Annotated in this window: 23 protein-coding genes; 7 read left to right on the top strand and 16 right to left on the bottom strand. The window is 46.4% G+C overall.

The features are described 5' to 3' along the window. Nucleotides 1-17: 17 nt before the first annotated feature. A complete protein-coding gene (locus tag R7Z10_RS02295) occupies nt 18-710 on the bottom strand; it encodes an MOSC domain-containing protein (RefSeq protein ID WP_053350141.1) in 693 nt (230 codons plus the stop codon). A gap of 111 nt (nt 711-821) precedes the next feature. Between R7Z10_RS02295 and R7Z10_RS02290 the strand changes: the two genes are divergently transcribed. Together R7Z10_RS02290 and R7Z10_RS02285 are read left to right on the top strand one after the other, a co-directional pair. Beyond that, nucleotides 822-1,637: a helix-turn-helix transcriptional regulator gene (locus tag R7Z10_RS02290; RefSeq protein WP_053350192.1), complete on the top strand. Its 816-nt coding sequence runs from the start codon at nt 822-824 to the stop codon at nt 1,635-1,637. 88 nt (nt 1,638-1,725) lie between these two features. Next, on the top strand, nt 1,726-2,718 hold the full coding sequence (locus R7Z10_RS02285; protein ID WP_318103820.1) for a zinc-dependent alcohol dehydrogenase family protein: 993 nt from the start codon (nt 1,726-1,728) through the stop codon (nt 2,716-2,718). Nucleotides 2,719-2,791: 73 nt separating this feature from the next. Here the strand turns inward: R7Z10_RS02285 and R7Z10_RS02280 are convergent, their stop codons facing one another. From R7Z10_RS02280 to R7Z10_RS02270, 3 genes are all read right to left on the bottom strand, one after another. After that, on the bottom strand, nt 2,792-3,487 hold the full coding sequence (locus R7Z10_RS02280; RefSeq protein ID WP_053303949.1) for a VC0807 family protein: 696 nt from the start codon (nt 3,485-3,487) through the stop codon (nt 2,792-2,794). 166 nt (nt 3,488-3,653) lie between these two features. After that, nucleotides 3,654-4,184: a sigma-70 family RNA polymerase sigma factor gene (locus tag R7Z10_RS02275; protein ID WP_318103841.1), complete on the bottom strand. Its 531-nt coding sequence runs from the start codon at nt 4,182-4,184 to the stop codon at nt 3,654-3,656. Nucleotides 4,185-4,304: 120 nt separating this feature from the next. Then, a complete protein-coding gene (locus R7Z10_RS02270; RefSeq protein WP_213973042.1) occupies nt 4,305-4,991 on the bottom strand; it encodes a DJ-1/PfpI family protein in 687 nt (228 codons plus the stop codon). 126 nt (nt 4,992-5,117) lie between these two features. Between R7Z10_RS02270 and R7Z10_RS02265 the strand changes: the two genes are divergently transcribed. Together R7Z10_RS02265 and R7Z10_RS02260 are read left to right on the top strand one after the other, a co-directional pair. Continuing rightward, a complete protein-coding gene (locus tag R7Z10_RS02265) occupies nt 5,118-6,074 on the top strand; it encodes a LysR substrate-binding domain-containing protein (protein ID WP_318103818.1) in 957 nt (318 codons plus the stop codon). 127 nt (nt 6,075-6,201) lie between these two features. Then, nucleotides 6,202-6,741 carry a CAP domain-containing protein gene (locus tag R7Z10_RS02260; RefSeq protein ID WP_025768695.1) on the top strand — a complete coding sequence of 180 codons (540 nt, stop codon included), beginning with the start codon at nt 6,202-6,204 and terminating at the stop codon, nt 6,739-6,741. A gap of 77 nt (nt 6,742-6,818) precedes the next feature. On the opposite strand, the gene R7Z10_RS02255 is transcribed toward R7Z10_RS02260, so the two are convergent. The 4 genes from R7Z10_RS02255 to R7Z10_RS02240 all read right to left on the bottom strand — a co-directional run bounded on the left by R7Z10_RS02255 (nt 6,819) and on the right by R7Z10_RS02240 (nt 11,713). Beyond that, nucleotides 6,819-7,238 carry a VOC family protein gene (locus R7Z10_RS02255; protein WP_005374615.1) on the bottom strand — a complete coding sequence of 140 codons (420 nt, stop codon included), beginning with the start codon at nt 7,236-7,238 and terminating at the stop codon, nt 6,819-6,821. Between the two features lie 1,249 nt (nt 7,239-8,487). Further along, on the bottom strand, nt 8,488-10,056 hold the full coding sequence (gene ahpF / locus R7Z10_RS02250) for an alkyl hydroperoxide reductase subunit F (protein WP_186585578.1): 1,569 nt from the start codon (nt 10,054-10,056) through the stop codon (nt 8,488-8,490). A 335-nt stretch (nt 10,057-10,391) separates the two neighbouring features. Next, nucleotides 10,392-10,949, bottom strand: coding sequence for an alkyl hydroperoxide reductase subunit C (gene ahpC / locus R7Z10_RS02245; protein WP_005374632.1), 558 nt, complete (start codon nt 10,947-10,949; stop codon nt 10,392-10,394). Nucleotides 10,950-11,254: 305 nt separating this feature from the next. Next, nucleotides 11,255-11,713: a MarR family winged helix-turn-helix transcriptional regulator gene (locus tag R7Z10_RS02240; protein ID WP_045484297.1), complete on the bottom strand. Its 459-nt coding sequence runs from the start codon at nt 11,711-11,713 to the stop codon at nt 11,255-11,257. 137 nt (nt 11,714-11,850) lie between these two features. On the opposite strand from R7Z10_RS02240, the gene R7Z10_RS02235 reads away from it, so the two are divergent. Then, nucleotides 11,851-12,273, top strand: coding sequence for an organic hydroperoxide resistance protein (locus R7Z10_RS02235; RefSeq protein WP_041059168.1), 423 nt, complete (start codon nt 11,851-11,853; stop codon nt 12,271-12,273). A 77-nt stretch (nt 12,274-12,350) separates the two neighbouring features. Here the strand turns inward: R7Z10_RS02235 and R7Z10_RS02230 are convergent, their stop codons facing one another. Next, nucleotides 12,351-13,448, bottom strand: coding sequence for a YdcF family protein (locus R7Z10_RS02230; RefSeq protein WP_136976784.1), 1,098 nt, complete (start codon nt 13,446-13,448; stop codon nt 12,351-12,353). 298 nt (nt 13,449-13,746) lie between these two features. Beyond that, nucleotides 13,747-14,646, bottom strand: a complete 900-nt coding sequence (locus tag R7Z10_RS02225; protein WP_009706616.1) for a GyrI-like domain-containing protein — start codon at nt 14,644-14,646, stop codon at nt 13,747-13,749. Nucleotides 14,647-14,830: 184 nt separating this feature from the next. On the opposite strand from R7Z10_RS02225, the gene R7Z10_RS02220 reads away from it, so the two are divergent. Both R7Z10_RS02220 and R7Z10_RS02215 read left to right on the top strand, forming a co-directional pair. Continuing rightward, nucleotides 14,831-15,694 carry a helix-turn-helix transcriptional regulator gene (locus tag R7Z10_RS02220; protein WP_318103816.1) on the top strand — a complete coding sequence of 288 codons (864 nt, stop codon included), beginning with the start codon at nt 14,831-14,833 and terminating at the stop codon, nt 15,692-15,694. 91 nt (nt 15,695-15,785) lie between these two features. After that, complete coding sequence (locus R7Z10_RS02215) at nt 15,786-16,373, top strand: GNAT family N-acetyltransferase (protein ID WP_065275544.1); 588 nt, start codon at nt 15,786-15,788, stop codon at nt 16,371-16,373. An 81-nt stretch (nt 16,374-16,454) separates the two neighbouring features. Here the strand turns inward: R7Z10_RS02215 and R7Z10_RS02210 are convergent, their stop codons facing one another. The 6 genes from R7Z10_RS02210 to R7Z10_RS02185 all read right to left on the bottom strand — a co-directional run bounded on the left by R7Z10_RS02210 (nt 16,455) and on the right by R7Z10_RS02185 (nt 23,992). Then, on the bottom strand, nt 16,455-16,721 hold the full coding sequence (locus R7Z10_RS02210; RefSeq protein WP_004746427.1) for a DUF2999 family protein: 267 nt from the start codon (nt 16,719-16,721) through the stop codon (nt 16,455-16,457). Between the two features lie 103 nt (nt 16,722-16,824). After that, nucleotides 16,825-17,934: a lipocalin-like domain-containing protein gene (locus R7Z10_RS02205; protein ID WP_065275543.1), complete on the bottom strand. Its 1,110-nt coding sequence runs from the start codon at nt 17,932-17,934 to the stop codon at nt 16,825-16,827. After that, entirely contained in the window at nt 17,934-20,465 is a 2,532-nt protein-coding gene (locus tag R7Z10_RS02200; RefSeq protein WP_318103815.1) for an ABC transporter permease, read from the bottom strand. Before R7Z10_RS02200 ends, R7Z10_RS02205 begins: the two co-directional genes overlap by 1 nt. Then, complete coding sequence (locus R7Z10_RS02195) at nt 20,452-21,162, bottom strand: ABC transporter ATP-binding protein (RefSeq protein ID WP_318103814.1); 711 nt, start codon at nt 21,160-21,162, stop codon at nt 20,452-20,454. Before R7Z10_RS02195 ends, R7Z10_RS02200 begins: the two co-directional genes overlap by 14 nt. Before the next feature lie 487 nt (nt 21,163-21,649). Continuing rightward, nucleotides 21,650-21,895 (bottom strand): DUF3297 family protein, encoded by a 246-nt coding sequence (locus R7Z10_RS02190; protein WP_005374689.1) that lies wholly within the window; start codon nt 21,893-21,895, stop codon nt 21,650-21,652. A 105-nt stretch (nt 21,896-22,000) separates the two neighbouring features. After that, nucleotides 22,001-23,992: a U32 family peptidase gene (locus R7Z10_RS02185; RefSeq protein WP_047102440.1), complete on the bottom strand. Its 1,992-nt coding sequence runs from the start codon at nt 23,990-23,992 to the stop codon at nt 22,001-22,003. Nucleotides 23,993-24,099 lie beyond the last annotated feature (107 nt).

The following is a 24,099-nucleotide window of genomic DNA, read 5'->3' as shown; positions in this document are numbered from 1 at the left end:
AATTTTACTTTGGGGTGTTAACCCACAGTTGGGCCAACCAAGCGCATTTCCCAATCTTCAACTTCGCCAGTTTCTAGGCGGCGCTCGACCAACTTGCCCCAAGACTCGACTAACGGCAGCTCAGACAGCTGAGTGAGTTCTTTTCTATCTAAACAGCCAGTGAAAACCGCGCCCATGATGCGAGCCAGTGGCCATTCTGGATAAGGTCTTTCGCACAGAATAATCTCGTCACCTGCACCGATATCACCTTCTTCCAACACTCGGAAATACCAGCCTGTTCGAAGCGTATCTTGCAGTTTTCTCGCCATGTCGTGTTGGTCAAAACGTACGTTAAGTTTCCAACAAGGCATGCGACCTTGCGACACTTCCAGTAGTGTTGAGCCGATGCGAATTTTATCTTTCAAGCAAATCATGGATTCGGTGACGCCTTCGGAGCTGATGTTTTCGCCAAAGCCGCCGGCGGATTGGAAAATTGGTCTTTTGCCTAATTCTTGTTGCCAGATTGGGTAGTGCTCGCTTGGGTAAAGATGAAGCGCTTTTTGAATGCCACCATGAAAGCGCGGATCGCCTTGCTCATCACTGGTAAAACCAAGCTCTGTTGCGTGCTGGCGCTCAGGCAGCACTTGTTTGTTGATTGCGCTTTGCGCTCCATGAGCATAAGGGACGGTTTTCCCTGCTAGCACAGCTTTTACGACGCCGATTTTCTTCATATAACCTCCTTATTATTTGAATGAGAGATAAAGTGTTTACCTTCATTCACGATGCGGAGCATGATAGCCTAGAGAACTTGTGTCGGAATAGGGATGAAAAGACAATAAACAATGCTAACTCGCCAAATTGATTCGAAGTCAGGCGTCATCACCTCCAATGAGATGATGGCCGCGAATCCCCATTCTCCTGTTTTGGTGAAAACTATCGACATGCCAAAAGGTTACATTGATGCGCTGCATCAACACACTTGGCATCAAATCATCTTTCCTATCAAAGGGTTATTGCAAACACAAACGGAGCATTATCAGCATTTGGTTCCGCACACTTCTGCGTTATTTGTTCCTGCGGGTGTTCAACACGAGTCGATTGCTCTAAGCAATACGATATTTGTTGGTATTTACCTCAACCCTGAGTTTGGTGCGACGTACGAGCCACAAGTGAGAACCATTGCTTTAACGTCGTTTTTAAATGAGCTTTTACAAGAGATCCGCAGACAGTGTGAAGGTGAGACAAGCCACGAAGAAGTGTTGCATTTGCTGGCGGTGCTGCATGATCAAATTTTGAAACGCAACGTGCAGACATTTCAGTTATTGCTGCCACAAGACAGACGACTAAAACTGATTTTCGAGCGACTGACTGACGAGCCAGCGTTGAGCTGTTCGCTAAAAGAGTGGGGGGAGAAAATTGGGGCATCGGAGCGTACTTTATCACGGTTGTTCGCCAAGGAATTCAACACTTCATTTCTGCTTTGGCGGCAACAAATTCGGCTAATTTACTCGCTTTCTTTGTTAGATGAATCGTTGTCAATCCAAGCCATTGCAGACCTAGTGGGTTATCAAAACGACTCATCCTACATCAAAGCATTTAAAGCCTATTTTGATATGACGCCACAACAGTTTAGAGTGAACGGCGCATCGCGCAGGTAGAAATACAGAGCTTCGACTTCACTTAATGCTTTTGAGTAGAAGTCGCGAAACTTCCTTTTTGAATTTCAATTACATGGTATGAATAACAATGGCACCAACGATAAATACTCGAGTGAATCAATTCTGTTTTGGTCAACCCAAAACATCGCTGTCGTTGGAAAAAGAGCCCCTCAATCCGCTTGTTCAGGGCAAGGTTCGGGTGAGACTCGAAGCTACAAACATTAACCCAAGTGACTTGCTTTCCATTCATGGTGTTGGGCAATACCGCCGCGTTCACGTACCACCTCGCGTGCCGGGATTTGAAGCGGTTGGGCGTGTGGTGGAAGTCAGTGCAGTCGGTCAAACTGACCTTCAAGTTGGGCAAAAAGTGTTGGTGGCGATGAGTGGTACTTGGCAATACTACATAGATGCTTCGCCTGAGAATCTTTTTCCGCTACCTGAGAGTTTGGAGAACGGCTATGCCTGCCAATTGTACATCAACGCGCTAACCGCGTGGGTTATCACCACTAAAGTGGCGAAGTTGAACAAAGGCGATGTGGTAATCATCAATGCGGCAGGGTCAGCGATCGGTAAGATATTCGCCCAGCTTGCTCACTCACTGGGTTTTACACTGATTGCTGTGACTTCAAAGCCAGAAAAGTATCCGTACGATACGATTCCAGTGTTGGACGCAAAACAAGACTTACACGCGCAGCTGCAAACGCGCCAACTGCCACAACCAACGGTCGCTTTGGATGCGATAGGCGGTGAGGCTGGCACGGATCTCATTCGTACCTTGAAAGAAAACGGCCAATACATCAACTACGGAACATTGTCGTTAACGCCTTATACGCCTGAGTTTTTTGAATCGATGAAGGCCAACAACATCGACTTTAGTACATTCTTTTTGCGGTATTGGGAAGAATCGGTAGGTAAAGGCGGGAGAAAGACGGTGTTCGCTGAAATGTTAGAACACTTTATTAGCAGCGACATAAAGTTAAACGTTGCATATGATCTGTCGTTAGAGGACTTTCAAACAGCGATTGAAATGGTTGAGCGACGCTCGTCAGCAGTGTCAGGTAAAATCATTTTGACGCTATGATTTACAGTGAGTCTGTTGAGAAAAGGGAGGATAAAATCCTCCCTTTTTTATGGGTTTATTTGTAATGATAGGGCTATTTTAGATGGAAGATTTGCTCTGTTTCGAGCGATGTCATCGCACGTACTTGACGCCAAATGTAATAAAAAATACCGAACATCATCAACATACTTGGGATGGCAATCATTGGGTAACTGTACAGCGTCATTTTGCCTAACTCTTCGTTAAAGGCAGCAGTACCAGAAGGGCTAGTCACAATCCAAGTCGCAAGGAAGTAGTTCATTGCAGATGAGAACGCAAAAGTACTTGCAAACAGGTAGTTAGAAGACATAAGGCAACGTTCGAACGCATCGGTTTTATCATTTTCTTTTAAACGTTGGTTAATCAACGCGAGGTTCAACACTGTGTCATTCAGTACTAACTTCTGCATCAGCGGGTAGCGGGTAAACGTTGAACCCAAAACCGCTAAACCGATCAGGCCAGGAATCAGGGCTTCTTTTAGTGCTAACCAGCGTGTATCAAGCTCTAACAAGCCGATGCCACCAGTTAGTAGAACACTGATAAAGCCCAGAGCAGAAATAAAGTTAAATTTCTTGTTACGGACAAGGTCCATACCGCCATAAATGATAGGAAATAGCAAAGCGACAACCAGCGCCATTGCTGTCCCTAGATGCTCATCGCCACTAAACTTCATCAAAATGAAGGAAGGGATAAATACGTTGAAAAGGATTTCAAATAAGGGATTCGGCTTTTTCGCCGTCGTGTTACTCATAATGTTTTACTGACTCTACTCTATGTCGGCTGTTATTGTACTTTGACAAGAAGTGTTCATCTAGTCGCGCTTGATGTAAAGCGTTAAAGCGTCGAGTTGTGTAACGACTTATGAAATAGACCGGAGCATAGCCAGTTAGTTTACATGGTTGACTACTTTTTGTGTCTTAATGATTCTCCTTCTGTGCGATGATCTGATTACGCGCTCTGAATAATCGAGTCGCCACTGTGTTGTGGTTGAGCCTCAAGGCTTGGGCAATTTCATCATGATTCAACCCAGCCACTAAGCTCAAGAGCAACGGCTCTCGGTATTTGGGTTCGAGAATCATCATTTGTTTTTGAAGCCAATCTTGGGCCATGTCGTAGTCACTGCCAGGGTAGGTTTTTGTCTGTATTGCACACTCATCAATGTCGACAAAATCGTACTGTTTTCTATCAAAGCGCCGAGCATTCTCACGACGCAAAATAGTAATGAGCCAAGACTTCGCGGCGTTGGGGTCATTTAATTTATCAAAGAATCGCCACGCTTTCAGAAAGGTTTCTTGCGCTAAATCTTGAGCAAGGTGGTGATCTTTGCATAACCAATACGCGAGACGGTAGATCTCTTGGTATCGATCTTTCGTCAGTGCTTCGTAACGTTTATGTTTTTCCATAGCATTAAGATAAAAAGTTTGGAGAGCACGTTGTGTCTGCCAGATGAACGACAACCCTTTTTATCGCTTTTACAGTGATAAAAAGGGTTGTTCGATTAGGAAGATAAATTCGAAGAGTTAACCTTCGAAATATCGAAGGGTGGCTCTGATTACTTTCTTACACGCTTAAAATGGTTGGTTGGAAAAACGTGAGTACTGGATGGCATCTGCGACTTCCTGAGCTTTAGACTCTGAAGTCATAAGGTGAAGTAGCTTAAGAGCAGCTTGATAGCTAACTAGGCTACCGTTCGAAGTGATAACGCCATCATCAATGACAAAATTCTGGTCGACTTGTACTTTGACTGCAGGGTAATCTCTTTGAAAGCCGTTTTCACCTCCGGCCCAAGTTGTTGCTTTTTTGCCGTTTAAAAGGCCAGCTTCGGCTAACAAATACGCGCCAGAGCAATTACTTGCCATCCAATCTGCCGCCTTTGAGGTAGTTTTAATAAAGTGAATGAGATCTTTATTTTCGATTAGTGCATCCATGTCATAGCTGGATGTTAAAACCAATACGTCGAGTTCCGGCTGATCGCCAATCCAAGCATCCACACCAATTTTTAATCCTTCTTCAGTGGTGATGGTTTTCTGATCGGAGACGGAAATGGTGAGCACGTCATAATCACTAAACCAAGTGAGACGACTTGCGACGCCAAAAACCTCTAAAGGAGCAGTAACATCAGAGGTCAGTACGCCATCGTAAACTAGAATACCAATTCGTTTATCTGCGGCATGTGCTGTTTGAAGCACCCCAAAGAATAGGACTAGTGTTGCTATCAATAGTTGTAGTGCATTCTTCAATCCGATTTTACCCATGGTTTTTTCCTCGCTAACAGAGCATCAAGTTATTGAGGTTCATTATATTTAGGCTAATTAGTGATTGAAGAGCCACTTGGTCTTTACTAAAGTGAATAAAATTCATGAATAGAGTTCATTGGTTATATGGATAAGATACGGTCCCTACGATTTTTTATTGCCACTTTAGATGGCGGTAGTTTTGCTGCGGCTGCCAAAGTGTATGGCACTGACCCTTCGACCGTGAGCAAAGCCATACATCGTCTTGAAAGCGATTTGGGTATACAGCTTTTTCAACGTTCTACGCGACAGAGCCGACTGACAGAAGCTGGTCGTCGGTACGCAAATACTGCTAGGTTTGTACTGGAAGAGCTGGCGGCATGTGAGGATTCATTAAAAAGTCACAATGATGCACTTTCAGGGCAGCTTAAGATTAATGTGCCAGTCTCGTACGGTCGCCTCTATATTCGTCCTTTATTAAAAGAGTTTTGTCGCCGCTACCCTAACATCACTATCGATATTCATTACGATGACGCCTACGTTGATATTATTGAGCAAGGTATTGATGTGTCGATTCGCTCTGGTATCGTTCACGATAGTCAATTGATTGTGCGTCAGCTCAGCCCTATCGATTTTATCATTTGTGCCAGTCAGGATTACTTAGCGCGCCATGGTGTTCCGAGTGGCTCGGATGTATTCAATGACCATTCTTGGGTTCGTTTTCGTTTTAAACAAACGGGGAAACTGTTGCCGATTCGGATGCCAGAACCAGACGGTGCGAGTGAATATGACCCCGAAAGAAACTACATTGTAAATGACGGTGAATCTATGGCAGAGCTTTGCGCAGAAGGCTTAGGATTAACTCAGATCCCTCATTTTATCGCGAGAGACTGGCTTAAAGCGGGGCGTTTAGTGCCGATATTTCCGAGCATGCGCCAAGCAGGAAATGGCGTGTATCTTCTCTATGCCAACCGGGAATATGTGCCTGCCCGAGTTAGGGTGTTCATCGATTTTATCACTCAAGCAATACAGGATATGGATGAAACGCCATTCCATACTTGGGCTGAAACGTTGCCGATTTATCGACCGAACCAAGGCGATTGAAAACTTCATGTGAGTCTTTGGTTAAAAACCCCTAAGATATATGGTGCTTTTATTGGTTTTTGTTAGTTTATTGGGCGTTATTATCGAAAAGCGCAGTTTGCTCTTCGTCACTCATAAAGGAAATACAATGCCAACTAAGATCTTAGTGCCTGCTTTGGCCCTACTTCTCAGCGCATGTGGCGGCGATGGGGAGTCGTCAGCCCCAGCAGAAAGCGGCTCACAAAACTCAGGTTCCACATCGTCACAAGGCACATTTGCCGAGCAGATGCTTGCAGCGGTCAACAGCGCCCGCTCTACTACACAACAGTGTGGTGCAACCACCATGCCACCTGTTGGGGCCCTGACTTGGAGCTACGATTTGGAAAGCGCCGCTTATCGACATTCAAGCGACATGGCGAACAGCGATTTCATGAGCCACACAGGCTCTGATGGCAGCAAGATGTCAGATCGAGTTAACGCAACGGGCTATGCTTGGAGCGCCATTGGTGAGAATGTCGCCGTAGGGCAAAGCAGCATTAACGCCGTCGTTAATGCTTGGTTATCGAGTGAAGGTCACTGCCTTAATATCATGAGTGCGGATTTTGATCAGATGGGCGCGTCGCTTGTCGAAAATCACTCTGCACGCTACGGATATTACTGGACTCAGGTTTTTGCCAAACAGCGCTAATGCGATAAAGAAGCCTGATAGATAAAATAAAACGCCAGCAGTCACTATCTGCTGGCGTTTTATTATTTACATCTCTTTTAGCTTGTCAGGTTACGAAGTTTTGGGTCATCCGCCAGGTATTCAACAAATTCAATCTCAAAACCGGCAGGGTCAACAAAATACACATTTTTGCGGTATGGTTCATCAGCACCAGGTTGGGCAATCGGATAACCTGCATCGGTTAGTCTTTTGATGATTGCATCGACGTTGTTGGTCACATAAGCAAAATGCGCTAGCCCAACTTGGTGCCCGCTCAACTCGCGGTTTTCTCCTTCGCCATGGTCACTCATGGCTATGTATTGATACTCGTCGCCAAAATGTAGCCAGTTTCTTGGTTTGCCACTCCATTCGCCTTTACCTTCATCACGCACGTACCAATGTGGAAATGCAGTTTGGTAAAACTTCAGCATTTCAGGGATATCTTTCACGACTAAGTTAATATGTTCTAGTTGGATCATGATGTGCTCCTTTTTGTCATTTTCTAGCCAACGATGAATATGCTAAAACCTCAAGTTAAGTTTAGGTAAAGGGCTTTTTTAAAATTTTTTAGGGTTGATATCTTTGGATCTGGATACATTGAGAGATTCGGTGGGTTTGGTGCTTTGAATCTGAGAGTTGGGTTAGGGGCTTGCAACCTTGTTTCACCTTTTGTTTGTTCGTGTTCTTGCTAATCATTTTCGATCGAGTTTACGGTGAGTAGATTCCCAGTCTCACCTAGGTTCGCGGGAATGACGGAAAGAGAGTGTTAAACGAAGAGCGTCATTCTGAACGAGCCTAAGCGAGTATTTAGAATCTATTTGCAGCGCGTTTTGATGCCGGTGGAGTGAATTGAATTATCTGTGACTGTAAAACTTGCCACCTGCACTCGGAATGCTGAGATCTTAAGAGTTTGATATAAGCGAAGGTTAGATGGGATTGGTGGTTTGAGGTTGAGAGGAGGATCATGTTCATGAACCCTCCAACCGTTGATGCGTCACGTGTATGTGTGTGAATGTCTTTCGTTCGAGCTTTAGGTAGGTAGATTCCCAGTCTCACCTAGGTTCGCGGGAATGACGGAAAGAGAGCTAAACGAGCAGCGTCATTCTGAAGGAGCCTAAGCGAGTATTCAGAATCTATTTGCAGCGCGTTTTGATGCCGGTGGAGTGAATTGAATTATCTGTGACTGTAAAACTTGCCACCTTGCGCTCGGAATGATGAGATCTTAAGAGTTTGATATAAGGGGGAGGTTAGGTGGGGTCGTTGGTTTGAGGCTGAATGTTGGGTTAGGTGTTTGCAACCTTCTTTCACCTTTTGTTTGTTCGTGTTCTTGCTAATCATTTTCGATCGAGTTTTTGGTGAGTAGATTCCCAGTCTCACCTAGGTTCGCGGGAATAACGGGAAGAGAACGCTAAACGGACAGCGTCATTCTGAAGGAGCCTAAGCGAGTATTCAGTATCTATTCGCAGCGCGTTGTGATGCTGGTGGAGTGAACTGAATTATCCGTGATTGTAGAGCCATTCCCTCCAGTTTGAACTCGGAGCGCTGAGGGATTTGCTTACACCTCTCCCCAAACCAAAAAAGCCAGCAGTTAATATCTGCTGGCAAAGTCTTTGGGCTTCTAGGTTTTTTGATTTTATTTCTTGTTACTCATCGCTGTCACGGTGCCCCGATTGGTTTTCCGGGGAAGAAAACACAGCACCGTGCGCTTTGTGTTCAAGAAATTGGAGATTAACCTTGCTTACGGATTAGGTAGTCAAATGCGCCTAAGCTTGCTTTTGCACCTTCACCCATCGCAATGATGATCTGTTTGTAAGGAACGGTTGTTGCGTCACCTGCTGCGAACACACCTTCTAGGCTAGTATCGCCACGGCTACCGACTTCAATCTCACCGCGCTCAGATAGCGCTACTTCTGAATCTTTTAGCCATTCTGTGTTCGGTACTAGACCGATTTGAACAAAGATACCTGACAGTTCAATCTCTTTGATTTCGTCTGTGTTGCGGTCTTTGTACTTCAAGCTTGTTACGCGAGTACCGTCGCCTACTACTTCTGTTGTTTGCGCCATCGTGATGATGTCTACGTTTGGTAGTGAGTTCGCTTTGTCGATAAGCACTTGGTCTGCGCGAAGTACGTCTGCGAATTCAAGAACCGTTACGTGTTCTACGATACCAGCAAGGTCGATAGCCGCTTCGATGCCTGAGTTACCACCACCAATAACTGCGGTTTTCTTGCCTTTGAACAGTGGGCCGTCACAGTGTGGGCAGTACGCGACGCCTTTGTTGCGGTACTCTTGCTCACCCGGAACGTTCATTTCACGCCAGCGTGCACCAGGGCTAAGGATGACACTCTTACTCTTCAGCGTTGCGCCGCTTTCAAGTTGGATGTGAATCAAACCATCTTCTGTGTGTGCTGCGCCCATTAGCTTCTCAGCTTGTTGCTCAGTCACGACATCTACGTCGTATTCTTTTAGGTGTTCTGCAAGATCAGTCGCCAGTTTTGGACCTTCAGTACGTTTTACCGAAATGAAGTTCTCAATTGCCATGGTGTCCATAACCTGACCACCAAAACGCTTAGCAACAACGCCAGTACGAATACCTTTACGAGCGGCGTACAGAGCAGCTGCGCTACCACCAGGACCACCGCCGACTACAAGCACGTCGTATGGGGCTTTTTCGCTCAGTGCTTTCGCGGCTTTCTCGCTCGCGCCGTCATCCACTTTGTTTAGGATTTCAGTCAGAGACATACGGCCTTGACCGAATAGCTCACCGTTTACGAATACGCTTGGTACTGCCATGATGTCGCGCTGTTTCACTTCATCTTGGAATAAACCACCATCGATCATGGTTGCTTTTACTTTCGGGTTGATCGCCGCCATCATGTTGAACGCTTGAACCACGTCCGGACAGTTTTGACACGACAGTGAAATGAAGATTTCTACGTCTAGATCTTTGTCTAGTGCTGCGATTTGCTCAATCACTTCTGGTTCTAGTTTGATTGGGTGACCGCCAGAATGAAGCAGTGCCAATACTAGAGAGGTAAATTCGTGACCCATTGGCAAGCCTGCAAAGCGTAGTGCTGTGCCTTTTGCTGGGTTAGTTACCGCCATCACTGGTTTACGTGCGCTTGCGTTGTCGTCACGTTCAACGGTGATTAGGTCGCTCATCTCTGCGATTTGGTTCGCTAGAGACAAAATGTCATTCGATGCTTTGCTTTCATCTAGACTAACCACTAAACGAACTTCTTCTTTTACATTAGCCAGATATTGTTTGAGTTGTTGTTGGATCGCTTGGTCTAACATAGTTGTTACTACCTTAATTAAATAGTTACCAATCAAAACAAGTATTTGTTCATTCTTGCTAGCTAAAATCGTTGATAACTGCGTTATAGATTTTGTAGTTAGAGGAACTAGCTATCGAAAATCTATGCCTGGTTCTAAACGATTTTTTCTACGCAATTACTGCACACCTACTTATTCAGATAGGTAATAAAAAGTGGTTACTGTAGATAAAACCTGAGGGGGAGAGAGCAAATCAGGCAGAAGGTCGTCAAGGTATCTAACCTGAAGTGCTCTCTAATTCAGTTCTAATCAGAAAAAGGAAATCGGGAACTGATTAGAACTTAAATTTCAGTGGCTTAGATTTTGCCAACTAGGTCTAGTGATGGAGCTAGAGTCTCTTCACCTTCTTTCCATTTAGCTGGGCAAACTTCGCCTGGGTGTGCTGCTACGTATTGAGCTGCTTTCACTTTGCGTAGTAGGTCTTCTGCGTCACGACCGATACCTTCAGCAGTGATTTCCATTGCTTGGATAGTACCTTCTGGGTCGATTAGGAACGTTGCACGGTCTGCAAGACCTTGACCTTCACGCATCACACCGAAGTTGTTTGTGATGTTGCCTGTTTGGTCGCCAAGCATGTAGTACTGAATCTTACCGATTGTGTCTGAGCTGTCGTGCCATGCTTTGTGAGTGAAGTGTGTGTCAGTTGATACTGAGTAAACTTCTACGCCACGTTTTTGTAGCTCTTCGTAGTGGTCTGCTAGGTCACCCAGTTCTGTTGGACATACAAACGTAAAGTCTGCTGGGTAGAAGAAGAATACTGCCCATTTACCTAGAACGTCTTGTTCTGTTACTTCAACGAATTCGCCGTTTTTGTACGCTGTAGCTGCAAATGGTTTGATTTGAGTATTAATCATAATTTACTTTCCTTTGAATGTTTTAAGCTGAGCTGTTGTTGCTTTCGGAAAGTATATTCTCATCGGAGTGTGTTTAAGGAAAATCGCTTGTAACTATCCTATTGATAGCCATTTCCTATTTCACTTGATAGGGAAATCCGATGTAAGTGAGTTTGCTTTGATAGGTTTTATTGAAGATGAAGGCGGATTAGCAATAGAGAATACCGATGATTACTTTGAGTAGATCTTCTCGATAAGATCGAAGGAGCCTGCATCTCGGCAGGCTCTTTCTAATAGGAAGTGGTGAAGCGGATGCTTCTATCTTGTTAGCTCAGATTGTCGAGCACTTTGCCACACAACTTCTTCAGCATGATCATTTCATCCAGCTCTAGGGTGATTTTACACATCATGGCGTTTGGCACCGACTTAGCTTGCTCTTTAAGGGCACGACCTTGCTCGGTTAGATTGAGTACGCGAACGCGCTCATCGGTTTCACTGCGACCACGCTCTACATAGCCTTTTGCTTCTAAACGTTTAAGCAGCGGTGTGAGTGTGCCTGAGTCCAAATGCAGTTGTGACCCCAATTCTTTCACACTGGCACCATCTTTCTCCCACAGCACCATCATCACTAAGTACTGCGAATAAGTCAGATCAAGCTCGTCCAGCAACGGGCGGTAAGCTCGGATCACTGCATTTGCTGCGCTGTAGAGCGGGAAGCAAACTTGGTTTTCGAGTAAGAGTTTATCGTCGTCGGTCATGGTGTTGTCGGTGTAACACTGGCTCATTGGTGTTGCCTACCTGCTTACAGAGAAAGAGAGTTATAAAATAAATTGTGCACAATATAGTTGCAAACTATCTTCACTTCGATATAAGATTGTAAGCAATTAAATTGTGCGCAACTTAAATTAAGAAGGACACTCGCATGACTACTCTATACAAAACTCAAGCTACCGCTTTGGCTGGTCGTAATGGTCAAGTAAAAACTGATGACGGTCTTCTCGACCTAGAGCTGTCATACCCGAAGGAAATGGGCGGCACAGGCGCAGCAACTAACCCAGAACAGCTTTTTGCAGCGGGCTATTCAGCATGTTTTTCTAACGCGATTCTGCACGTAGCGCGTGAAGGTAAAGTAGACCTGAAAAGTGCACCCGTAACAGCGCAAGTGGGCATCGGTCCTAACGATAACGGCGGTTTTGCACTGACAGTGAGCCTAGCGGTAGAGCTAGATATGCCACAAGAACAAGCATTAGAGCTAACGCGCATCGCACACCAAGTTTGCCCATATTCAAACGCAGTTCGTGGCAACATTGATGTCGCAGTAACGGTAAACGGCGAAGCAATTTAAGCGGTTCTTATCACTGCACAAAGACAAGAAAGCCTGCAAGTACGCAGGCTTTTTTGATTGGTATGAGTCGAGAATACTTAACGCGACTCTAGCGGGTAAGAGCGGTAGCTCCACATGCCGTATGTACGCAGTGCATCGCGGTAGATACCAAGCAGCTCGCTATCGCTGGCTTTGGCTAAGTCTTTCAGTGGTTTGTCTGGGTAGCTTACGGTGTCGAAAGTGATGCCTTGCGGGCCAGTTTGCCAGCTTGCGATTTCAAACAAGGTTTGACCACGACGTACGTGGCTCGCTGAGCTTATGATGGTCGCGTGTTTAATGTTATGACGCGCCAATGCGTAGCTGCTGAATAGGGCGTTACCTACCGTGCTGGTGGCGTAGTTTTCTTCAATGATGCGATCTTTGCTGATGCCTTTTTCAATCAGCCAATCCGCCATTAACTTGCCTTCGGTTTTGTGGTTCTTCGGTACACCACCCGTCAATACGATCAATGCGTCTGGATTTGCTTTCGCCATTGCTAACGTGGTTTCCAAACGCTCAACTAAGATCTGGTGCATAGAACCATCTGGGTTCAGCGCGTATCCCAATGTGACGATTGCGCCTTTGTCATCCAATTTGCCTTTGTCGGCTTTCTCTTTTAGTGGCGTAGCAAGTACGCGGTCTACGGTGTCGAAGATGCGTTGGATGTCTGCCGCTTTACCTGCATTGAGCTTAGTGAGCGTCGCCATGTGTTTCGCTGATTCCGCTTGGTTGCCCTCAAAGCGTTGCCATACCGCTAAGTAAGCGTGCAAATCCACATCGTCTGGCGCAACAGAAAGGGCTTGTTCGAACAGTTCAATCGCGCGGTCTGCATTCTTGTTGTAGATCTGCGCGTTTGCCGCAGAAATCAGTAGGTCAGTGCGGTACGGCTCAAGTTTGTAGGCTTCTAGCAAGCGGTCGGTAACAATCTCCATGTTGCTCGGCATTTTGGCGGTAAAACCCGCATGCGAAATACGCGCAGGAGATTTGAATGCTTGTACCGCGTCATTCAGCAGTTGGTCAACAACCTGACGTTTGGTGACGATCTGTGAATAGTCCGCTGAAGATTGGATAGCAGCATCGTTAGCCGCGATAGAGTATGGGGCAGCAGTCAGCGCAATTACGCTACCAAGAGCAATGGCAAGTAAGTTCTTCTTCATGGAATGTCCTAGAGGTGCTGTAGTACCTAGTTTTTATTGTGCCTAGCGTTGTAGGTCGAACGGGGTCGATAGAATTTTTTCAGTCTAGGTTCGCTTCATGAATAATCTGTGAAATGAATCCCAACTCAGCCGAGCGAATGAATGCGCGTGGTCAAAACGCGAAGTAGGATCACGAAAATATTGAGGTATTCGTTCGTGTTCTAAGTAATTGGATTAAAAGATAAACGGCGTTTGGAAGAACGGATTTAAGCAACCAGAGTAAGAAATGACAAAGCCTGCAACGATGCAGGCTTTTGGTTTATTTGATGGCAGTGCAGAAGCTAACGTCTGCATGGTGCGTTTGTGGGTCGAAGCTGTGGTAAAGCTCAAAGCAAGGGCGGTCGTCGTTCTCAATACCGGATTCAATTACCTTGCTCATGACATCATCCCACGCTTTTGAGTATTGGCTCGGGTCAGTAATGTGCTGGCGCATCACCGCATATTGACCGCCGGGGAAGTCTTGCAGCTCAATGCCTTTCGGAACTTCCGTGTCTTCTGGCACCATCAAGCAGATATCAGTACGGCACTTCTCGTCTGGCGTGATTTCAGGATTGTCATGGTAGATGAAGATGCAGGTATTGCCTGCCAAACCTTTCATTCCTGCCCATTGATACAAGCGACCTGATGGCTCTTCATAGCCTTGGCCGTAAGGGCCGTTTACGCGAATGTAAGCCAGTTTTGCTTTTTCAAAGTTTTGCGTTTCCATTGTCATGCTCCATTTGGTGAGTTCAGAGCCAGTATATGAATCGCTTGGTGTTACTTCGTTTCCATTCTTGCGCAACGTGTGTCCAATCTTGCTGTTTCGTGCTAATTCAGAAAACTGCTGGTAGTTTTCGCAGTCACGAAAGGCCGTAGGTGTGACACCATAATGTTGTTTGAAGGCTTTGGCTAAGCTCTGTGAGCTAGAAAATCCGTACTCTAGGGCAATGTTCAATACCGGTTGTTTGGATTTGAATAAGTCATCGGCGGCGGCTTCTAGACGTAAACGTCGAATGAAGTCGGCCAGTGTTTCGCCTTGCACGGCTTTGAAGGTGCGATGAAAGTGATAAGGGGAAAGGTTTGCCAGCGCGGCCACTTCTGGCAGGTTGAGTGGTTCATTAAAGTGTTGTTCTAAATAACGAATCACAGGAACCAGTCGTTGGTGGTAGTCGACGCGCATCGGGGTATTTCCTTGTTCTGTTCAGCTTGTTTTCTCTGCTCAAAGCCTACCGCAATCCAACAAGCTTGCAAGGGAGCAGGGTGAGAAATGCGTGGCGAGATGCGCGTCAATCAGTCACACTCAACTAACAGATGTTTAAGCAAAAACGTTGCGCTTATTATCTTTACTAACCGCTAGGACAATCATGATAGCTTGGAAACACACTCTGCCAGAGTACGAATGGCTCATTCATCAAGTTTGGTACTTGGAAGTGCCAGAGGGTGAAGTCATTGACCCCAAGCCGCACCTTATTCCAAACCCGCGTGCTCATTTACTCTTTACGCCACTAGAGCAAGGCTACAGCTACGACACGGGAGACACAAAGCTTGCTGGCAAAGGCTGCCACTTATTAACGGCTAACGAACACTTGCTGTTGTTGGAAGATACGGCTCCTATCAAGCGTATCGGCATCACCTTTCGCCCAGAGGGTTTGTATGCCATTGAATCACGGTTTAGTGATGCACCCCAAGTAGCTGCAATTAACCAATGCGAATGGTTTGATTGGCTTAACGCGGCCTTTGATGAGCCCTTTCAACAAGGTCTATGGCAGTTAGAGTTGCAGGATTCACCGCAATGTTTGCTGGACTATATCAAGCGACATTTAGATGCTTTAGATATCGAACCTTGCCGTACCAAACCGTTTTTGGCATCGCAAAAAGCAGTGTCCGTGATGGATGCTCAAGCGCTACGCTCACCTGAGTTAGCGATGGATATTGATGAGATAGCCAAACAGTGCGCTTGTTCTCGCAGAACGCTTGAGCGCAGTTTCAAACAAGTGGTGGGGTTGAGTGTTAAGCAGTATCAACAAATGGCACGTCTGGAGCAGATGATTATGACCCTCTACAAGCAACAAGAGGCGATTGATTGGGCGAGCTTCTCACAGCAATTTGGTTTCAGTGACCAATCGCATTTGATTCGTACCCTCAAACAGCAGCTAAGAAAAACGCCGAGCAAATACTTGAAAAAGCGCGATTTAACCATCGATATCTATGGCGACTTTGAGTCGTAATACATTGCTAATCAGCCCGAAAGTTGTCGCAAAAATCCAATTTTTCTCTTATCCGCTGGGCTACTATCTTCAGCAGATAACGAGGTAACACATGTCATATCAAAAACTAAAACAAGGCGAAGCCATCCCATTTAATGAATCGTTGACTATCCAACTGATTCAAGGCTCTGATTTACAAGATATTATCGAGATGTTGAACGACGATAAGGTCAATCAGTATCTGTTCTTCGCACCTGCTGACAACAGCCTATATGAGGGTTTCTTTGGCCCTATTATTGAAAATACGGCACAAGCGATCAAAGAAGGTGTTTGGCCAGACAGTCCAACGTTCGTGATTCGTGGCCAACAAGGTCAGTACATGGGAATGTGTGCAGTGACCGCAGTGATGTTCTTAACTGGCAACTACGAAGTAGGTTATCAATTACCAACTTGTGCATGGGGTAAAGGCGTTGCGACTCGCGCTTGCCAAATGATGACCGAGATTGGATTTACTGAGCTAAACGCTCATAAAGTCAGTGCCGATTGCTACGCTTCTAATGTTGGCTCTTACAAGACGTTAGAGAAAAATGGTTTTACTCAAGAAGGCCGTCAGAAAGACTACTACAAACTAGAGCAAGGCTTTGACGATAAACTTTACTACGGTATGACCGCAGAACAATTCGCGTCTTTAAATCGCTAATAATTAGCTAACAAAAAAGGCTGTTAACCCACATGTTCGGGGTAACGGCCTTTTCTATATTCAGCGCTAAATGGCTAAGACTTAGTTGCCTTGGTTTTGGCTTTGAAGCTTCTCTTTTGCTTCTTCAACCTTTGAGAAATCCAATCCCAACTCGTCTACGGCTTCTTTAATTAGCGCAGGGTTTTGCATCACTTGCGCCATCAGCATTTGTAGCTTGTCTTGTGGCAAACCTAGTTGGCTGATTGTTGCCATTGCCGCTAGAGGGTTTTGCGTCAGAGTCTGAAAAATCTCGTTGATTTGCTCATCGCTGATGTTGTTCTCTTTTAGCAGCGCAATAATCGGGTTCATCGCATTTCCTTTTAATCATTCATTGGATGACACTGAGGTGCAGTGTATCACTCGGTTACCTGTGTTTGTACTAGCTGAATAATTGGGGTAATCACTCAACTTTTCAATACCCCGTTAGTTCCATATAACCAGTCCCAGAATGAGAGCCCTTAATTCGCACTGGACCTTCCCAGTAAGGCACCGAAAGTGGCATTTTCGCGCTCGGGTTGAGTGCCGAAACCGTAAGCTCGATTTGCTGGTTAGGAATCGACACTTGCCACTGGGTTGGATACTTTCGCCCTTGGATTTCTGTTTGCTTGGTCGCCTTTAACTGAATGTCTTTTTGTGGGATAGCGATACCAGAGCCATCTTGCTGCATCAGCCTTGCGCTGGAGTAACCGGCTGCTCCGGTTTTAGAATCCCGCAATTGGAACACCACCAAACTGGTCTCGTCACTCAACCTTAAGGCAAACCAGTCCCAGCCTTGTTGTGAGTCGAGTAAGAATTGCGAGCTCCACTCTCGATCTATCCAACCTTTGCCGGATACTTGATGGGTTTCTCCGTCGATAGTGACCTCACCGGAGACTTCAATAAACGGTTGGCTGTAATAATACGAAGCCACCTGACCATCGGCACTTTTGGTGCTGTACCCTTGCTCGCCTTGCTTTTGATAAGGTGCGCTGCTGGTAAGGGTCAGCGCATAGCCAAACTGTTCGGAGTTCGCCTTCAATGTGGCAGGGAAGAGGTCGTTGGTTGAAGAGGTCCACTGCCAATCATCGAGATAAACTCGAAATGGTGAAGTGTCGACGCCAGCGAGGGATGTTTGATCGCGCGACCATTTTTCATCGGCGTAGTGTTTGTCCGCGGTCGTGACTGCGCTGTGCGCCATGTAGATTTGTTGAGCTTGCCACTCGGTTTTCTTCACGTCATCTTCGTCCGTTGGCGGCGCAGCAGCAAAGCGAAATTGTGTCCATTGAACGCCAAGTGGGTTGCCATCTTCATCAATTACGTTAGCGGTTAAGTACCACCATTCATGACGAAAGTTTGGGTGCGCTTGATGGTCTGCTGGGAAGGTGAGTTCAATCCCTTTTTCTACGGGAGTGAATAGGTTGCTCTCGCTTTGCGTATCTCCGCTTCCCAGCAACGTGCCCATATTTTTTTGTTGGGGGTCTTCACAACCGAACAGGAATAAGCTGCTTATAAGTAGAGTAAGTTTGCTTGCCAATCGAACCATCACAACACCTCGCTTTGCAAACTGGACACGACAGGCTTGCTGACCAATCGCCACAGTGGAATCAAGGTTGCGATCACTGCCACCAAGATGGTGATTGCCGCAATGCTCAGCGCATCACTCCAATTCCACAGATAATTTAAGCTCCAACCAAAAGCGCGTAGGGTGACGATGTCTGTCAGCACATAACCCACCATGGCTCCGAGGGGCAGGGCGATAACCAGAGTAAAACTGACCAAAGCAACGATCTGTCCGACCACCATGGTCATTAATTTGCGACGACTAACACCAAGTGCGTACAGCCTTGCAATGGCGGCTTTGCGCGCGTCGAGCAACATAAAACAAGCACTGAACAAGCCAATCACCGCGACCATCAACGTCACGCCGTTGAGCGCACGCGTAATGGCGAAGGTCTGCGAGAATATATCCAACGCGATGGATTTGATTTGCGCCTGATCGTAGAGCTGACTTGGATGCAGATTCAATTGCTCGCGCAGTTGCTCGTAGACGATTTGTGGGTCACCCGAGACTTTAATGCCGAGGCTTGTTGGCAGGTCGGTAAACCCGCTCTCTTGCCATAACTTTGGTGCTAATAAGACTTCACCGTTGGGTGAGCCGTAATCATGGAATACCGCGCCCACAAGTAGGTTCTTATTTGGAACGGCATCAAGCGTGAGCTCGCTACCCAGTGATAAACCCAGTTTGACCGCGGTTGGCTCACTGATAGCGACTAACTCACCTTGGTAAAAGCGCGGCCAGAAGTTCTCCAAATGCGATTTGAACACCATGGTTTGCTCTAAGGTGTCTTTGTCTTTGGTGCCAAGCAAAATCGGTAAGCCTTGCAGATTATCGTCGACGTAGTATTGCTTGTAGACGGTCTCAACCTTGTCGAACTGCCCTAATGTTCGCTCTACATCAGCGATTTCTCCTTGGGCAGGGCTGACGTAAATGTCGGCGTGTAGCCTTTGTTCTAACCACTGTTTTAGGGTGGATTCAAAGCTGCCAACTAGCGTGTTCATCCCCATATTGGCAGTAACGGCGAGTAGCAGCGCCATCATGGCGAGAGAAAGCGGAGAAATCAGCTCGCGCAGCTCAGCAAACAGATACTGCATCAAACCGGAATTGGTGCGCTTTTCACACCAATTGGCTAACACGCTGAGTGTTTTGGGTAGGTACAAAGGAATCGACACCACAAGCACGCCGAGCCACGCCATGGTGAAGCGGTGATGCTCACTCAGCCATAACCCTGCGAGTGCGAGAGTCGTCAACGCAGCACCTATCACGAACAATTGGTTTTCGTTAGAAGCTTCAGGTGCTTGATAAAATCCGCCATGAGAGGAGAGCGGCTGGCGCACTCGCTGTTTAAAGTGCTGCCAACACGCCAACAGGGTGGCGGCTAACGTGAGCAGCAGGGCTTGCGCCCACCATTGCCACTGCCAAGTGCCGGGCAGCAGTGTCGCGCCATAAAGTTGTTCTAATGTCAGCGCCACGGTCGGGTGCAACCAATGGCTAAGCTGCATGCCCAAGACAAAACCGAGGGAAGCACCGATGGTAACGAGAATAGTGAGTTCAACTAACAGCGCAGAGAACACAATGCTCGGCGCAACACCCGCTTGTTGAATTTGCACTAACAGCCGATTGCGTTTCAGCAAGCTGTACTTTACGCCGTTGTAAGCGATGAACAGCCCGACTAAAAACGCGAGTAAGCTCATTGCGGTGAGGTTGAGGTGAAAGCTGTCGGTCAGCGAACCAAGGTCTGTACTTTGGTTATTGGAAATCCATTGCCCTTGATCGCTAATCAGCTTCTGCCAATTTGCCTGCGTGTCTTTATCCCCTTTATCACCCGAATGGAAAACTGCAATGTAACTGAGCTGCCCTTGTTTATTGAGCAGTTGCTGGGCAAAGCCAATGTCCATCAACATTCGGCTACCTAACTGCCATTCGTCTGGTAGCACCACCACTTGGGTTGGAATGTCATCCAGAGTTAGGGTTTCTACTTCCCCTAAGTTTTGATGTTGAGATTGGCTCATCATCACGATCGGCTTACCGGCCAAAAGCTCAGGTAAAGGTAAAGCACTGTCGAACAAAGACACGTTCTGTTGGTTATCTGATGACTTTTGCTTGTTATCCGTTGAGTAGCGCGAACGTGAAGAGATGGCAGCAATTAACTCGCTACCTTGTACTGACCAACGACGACCTTGTTCGTCTCTCACTCGCCCTTCGATTACAGGTAGTGCTGCACTGAGCCCGTTTTGTCTAAGGGTGAAATAAAGAGACTCGGGCAGATAGTTTTGCCCTGCTGGTGGAATAATTAAGTTCTGAGCTTGTGCGCTAAGCTGCTCGGTAGATTCCGCATAACTTCGTTTGGCATTGAGGTTGATGGCTTGCACCGCAACAAATAAGGTCACAGCCAACACGATACCGATCAGAATCGCGGCGGCTTGCAGTGGTGCTTGTCGATAATGTGCCGCAAACAGATCCAGGGCGAGTCGAGTATGCGTGAATCTGGTGGTTGATAGCTTAGCTTGCTTCATGGCGAAGCTCATGTTTGTTTACTTGATGACTGTTCTGTAGCTGACTGTTATCCAATCGCAGCCGTGCTTTCATAAATTCAGCGCATTCATGGCTGTGTGTTACCAATAGCACCGCCGTATTGCCCTGGGTGGTGATTTCACTGAGCAGTTTCATCACTTCCAAGCCTGCTTTTTGGTCGAGGTTACCTGTGGGTTCATCAGCAAGTAGCAGTTTAGGTTTGTGTGCTAAAGCGCGCGCAATCGCGACTCGTTGTTGTTGACCACCGGAAAGGGCAGAAACATGTCTATCAAGCAGTTGGCTGATGCCTAGAGTCTCGACCAAATAATCGCACCAGTCATTCCATTTTTGTTGATTCAAATGTAGAGGGAAGGCGATGTTTTGCTGCACGTTGAGCGGCATTAATAGGTTGAATTGCTGAAAAATAACACCGAGTTTTTGGTGTCGAAATCGGCTCCATTGCGGGTCTTTCCAAGCCGCCGTGTTATCACCATCTAACCACAACTCACCTTCGGAAAGTGGCTCAAAGCCAGCGATGACATTGAGTAAGGTACTTTTGCCGCTGCCACTTGCGCCTGTCAGCGCAACACTCGCTCCTGTGTTCAACGTAAAGTCGACGCCTTCCAACACGCGATGTGTCTCTTTGCCATCGACAAAGCTTTTGCTGGCGTGTTTGAGTGTGACAAGTGGGCTTTCCATTTCCTCTCCCTGTATTCAAAAGGTGTCGTTTCTTTTGGCAATGGCTATTGCAGTTAGTTCTCTAGAAACTTTAGACAACAATTAGATAAAAACAGCGATTTACATCGAGTTTAAGGTCTGTTGACCTTTCGAGCTGATTTTTGCAGCGAATTGTTGGGTATTTGTGCAAGGCAGAAGCTTTGATGTGTAGTTAGCCTACATGAAAAAGCTGATAACGCAGGAGAAATGACCAACAAACGCTGCCCAAAGGGTTCGGCTAAAATCGTTCTATGCCTTGTTAAGGAGTATTTACTTAGGATGCTAGGCTACACACTCCTTGCCTCGCCTAAAACGATTTTACCTCGAACAAAACTTAATCTCGAAAGATAAACAGACCCTACTTTGTACTGAAAAGAAGAGGGAAGAGATTAAATGAGGAAGGGATATGACAGGCATTAAAAAAGCCCGAGTCAGACTCGAGCTTTCAAAGATATTAAGCGTGGTCAGCTTACACGTAGTACGCTTCAACTTCGCCTTTAAGCTTGATTAGCATTGGGTTACCGAAACGGTCTTTTGCTTTAGGAGAAGCAATTTTTACCCAACCTTCGCTGATGCAGTATTCTTCTACGTCAGTACGCTCTTGGCCGTTGATACGAATACCGATTTGGTGCTCGAAGCATTCTTTGATGAAGAATGGGCTACGTGGGTTACCCGCTAGGCGATCTGGTAGAGCTGGTTTAGCTGTATCTGTCATTTTGTGTGACCTAAATTCCGTAAAAAGTGCGCTATTGTAGTCAGTGCACTGTGTGTGTTCAAGATATGTTGAGAGTGGATGCGTTGTTTAACTTTCAAGTACCGCCTACAACCCCTTCAAATACTGCGCGTTGGCTGTTGGTTGAATCATGTCATTCAGCGTTTGGACGGCTTGTTCACTGTGATCTTCAAGTAGAGCTAAGAACGCGTCAATCAACTCAGGTTTGCTTGCTGAGACTTTCGTTTCTGTCTGGATATCACGCAGATCGATCAACACATCGGTAAACAATTGCGGCAGATCGTGCAGCACTTGCAGGTTTAAGACGTTGTGCTCGCTGTAGATTGAATTGTGGCTGCCTTTTTGTTTTTGTACCACGTAAGGATTGTCTTTTAAGTTGATGATAGACGTGCGTTTATCACAGCGTTTCAAACAACCTTTGTTGACCTTCACCTTACGGCATCCTTCGGTTTGTTGGAACAAACATTGGCGGCTCGTGAGTAGGGTATTTGGATGATAAATGCTGTAGAAGCTGCGCATGTTTTTCGGACGCTTTATGTGACGCATCTGCTTCATATTCAGCTCGTTAGAAACAAACGCGCCACTTGCCGCGAACTCGTCTTGAAGGCATTTAAACGCGTATGAGTTCACCGTGTTCATTTGTGGGCCTGCCACCCAGCCTAAGCCGAGCTCTTTTGCGATCATGCCGACGCCTGAGTTGTTGGTGATCAACAACTCAGGTTGGATGGTTTCCAAAAATACGCGCGCGGCGTGGTAGTCTTCGCCAATCAAAATGGCCGGGAGCCATGGTTTGAGCATTGGATTGGCTTGGAATAACTCAATCATCGCGCTCAGTTCGCCAGACAATCCCATTGGCAATTGATAGTAAACATCAACGTCGTGGTATTCGCACAGCATAGCTTCTTGTGCTGACGAGATCAGAACCGATAATTTTGGCGCACTTTGGCGAGTTTCTGGTTGAGGTAACGCTGGCAGAGTTGGCACATCAATCGCCCCTTTCAAGCTGCTGCCGGATACTTGTTTCGAAGCGACATCGAACGACTTAGTTTGCTCTGCCACTTTCTCAATGATCGCGGTTTTGTCGTCGTAGAGTTTCTTTTTCACCGCTTGCACATCATCAGCAGACTGGCATTGATAAACCTTCGAAAAATGTTTTACAGCGTGGTCGCGCGGGTTGTCGATGTACATCGCCTTGCCGAAATCACCTTGCAAAAATGCGTTGGAGAAATCACGGTTGAACACCGTGTATAACTCTGTGGTGTCTTCAGAGAGTTCCAAACCCTCGCACATGCGATCGATTTGCTGACGCCAATTGTCGACCACGGCATAGACGTAGTGCGATTTCTTGATTCGCCCTTCTACTTTTAAAGAATACACGCCAGCATCGGCAAGCGCTTCCAAGTCCCCAAAGGCGGAGTTGTCTCTCATATTGAGTGGGTAGTTGTTGCCCGTTTTGGTCGTTTCGTACTGTTCGCGACAAGGTTGACTGCAACGTCCACGGTTACCTGATGCACCATTGCGAGCGGAACTGATATAGCAAATTCCGGAGAATCCGATGCAGTATGAGCCGTGGACAAACACTTCCATCATTACGTTGTGCTCGCGACCAAATTGCGCCAGATGTTTTATTTCATCGATGTTAAGTTCGCGAGATAAGTTTACTCGGCTTGCGGTGAGCTGGTTGAGAAAGAGGATCTGGCCTTCGTTATGCGTGTTCAGTTGTGTTGAAGCGTGCACATCCAAATCGGGAAAGTGATGTTTGAGAATGTAGGCCAGACCGAGATCTTGCACGATCACGCCATCGATTTTGGTGGTGTTCAGTTGGCTGAGTAAGCGAACAATCGCTGGAATTTCACTTTCTAAAATCAGCACATTCAACGTTAGGAAAATCTTACAGCTGTGCTGATGGGCTAACGTTAACACGCCATTTAAGTTATCTAAGGTGAGGTTGGTCGCTCGGTTACGAGCATTGAAGCGGTCGAGCCCACAGTAAATTGCATCGGCGCCAGCGGCAATGGCGGCTTTGATGGAATCTAAATCACCACCGGGTGCTAATAACTCAAATTGATCGCGTGTCACTACTTTTCTCTTTCTTACTAAAATAGGCTGCAAATGTTACGTATTTCACGCTTTTGATGCTCGGCTAGTTAATGCTTTATTAATCTGAATCAATTAATCCGTGTTAC

This window comes from Vibrio sp. Vb1018 (genome assembly GCF_033338775.1).
In the GTDB taxonomy this organism is placed as follows: domain Bacteria; phylum Pseudomonadota; class Gammaproteobacteria; order Enterobacterales; family Vibrionaceae; genus Vibrio; species Vibrio alginolyticus.
Note: the sequence above shows the minus strand (reverse complement) of the source record. Positions and strands in the feature narration are given on the sequence as shown.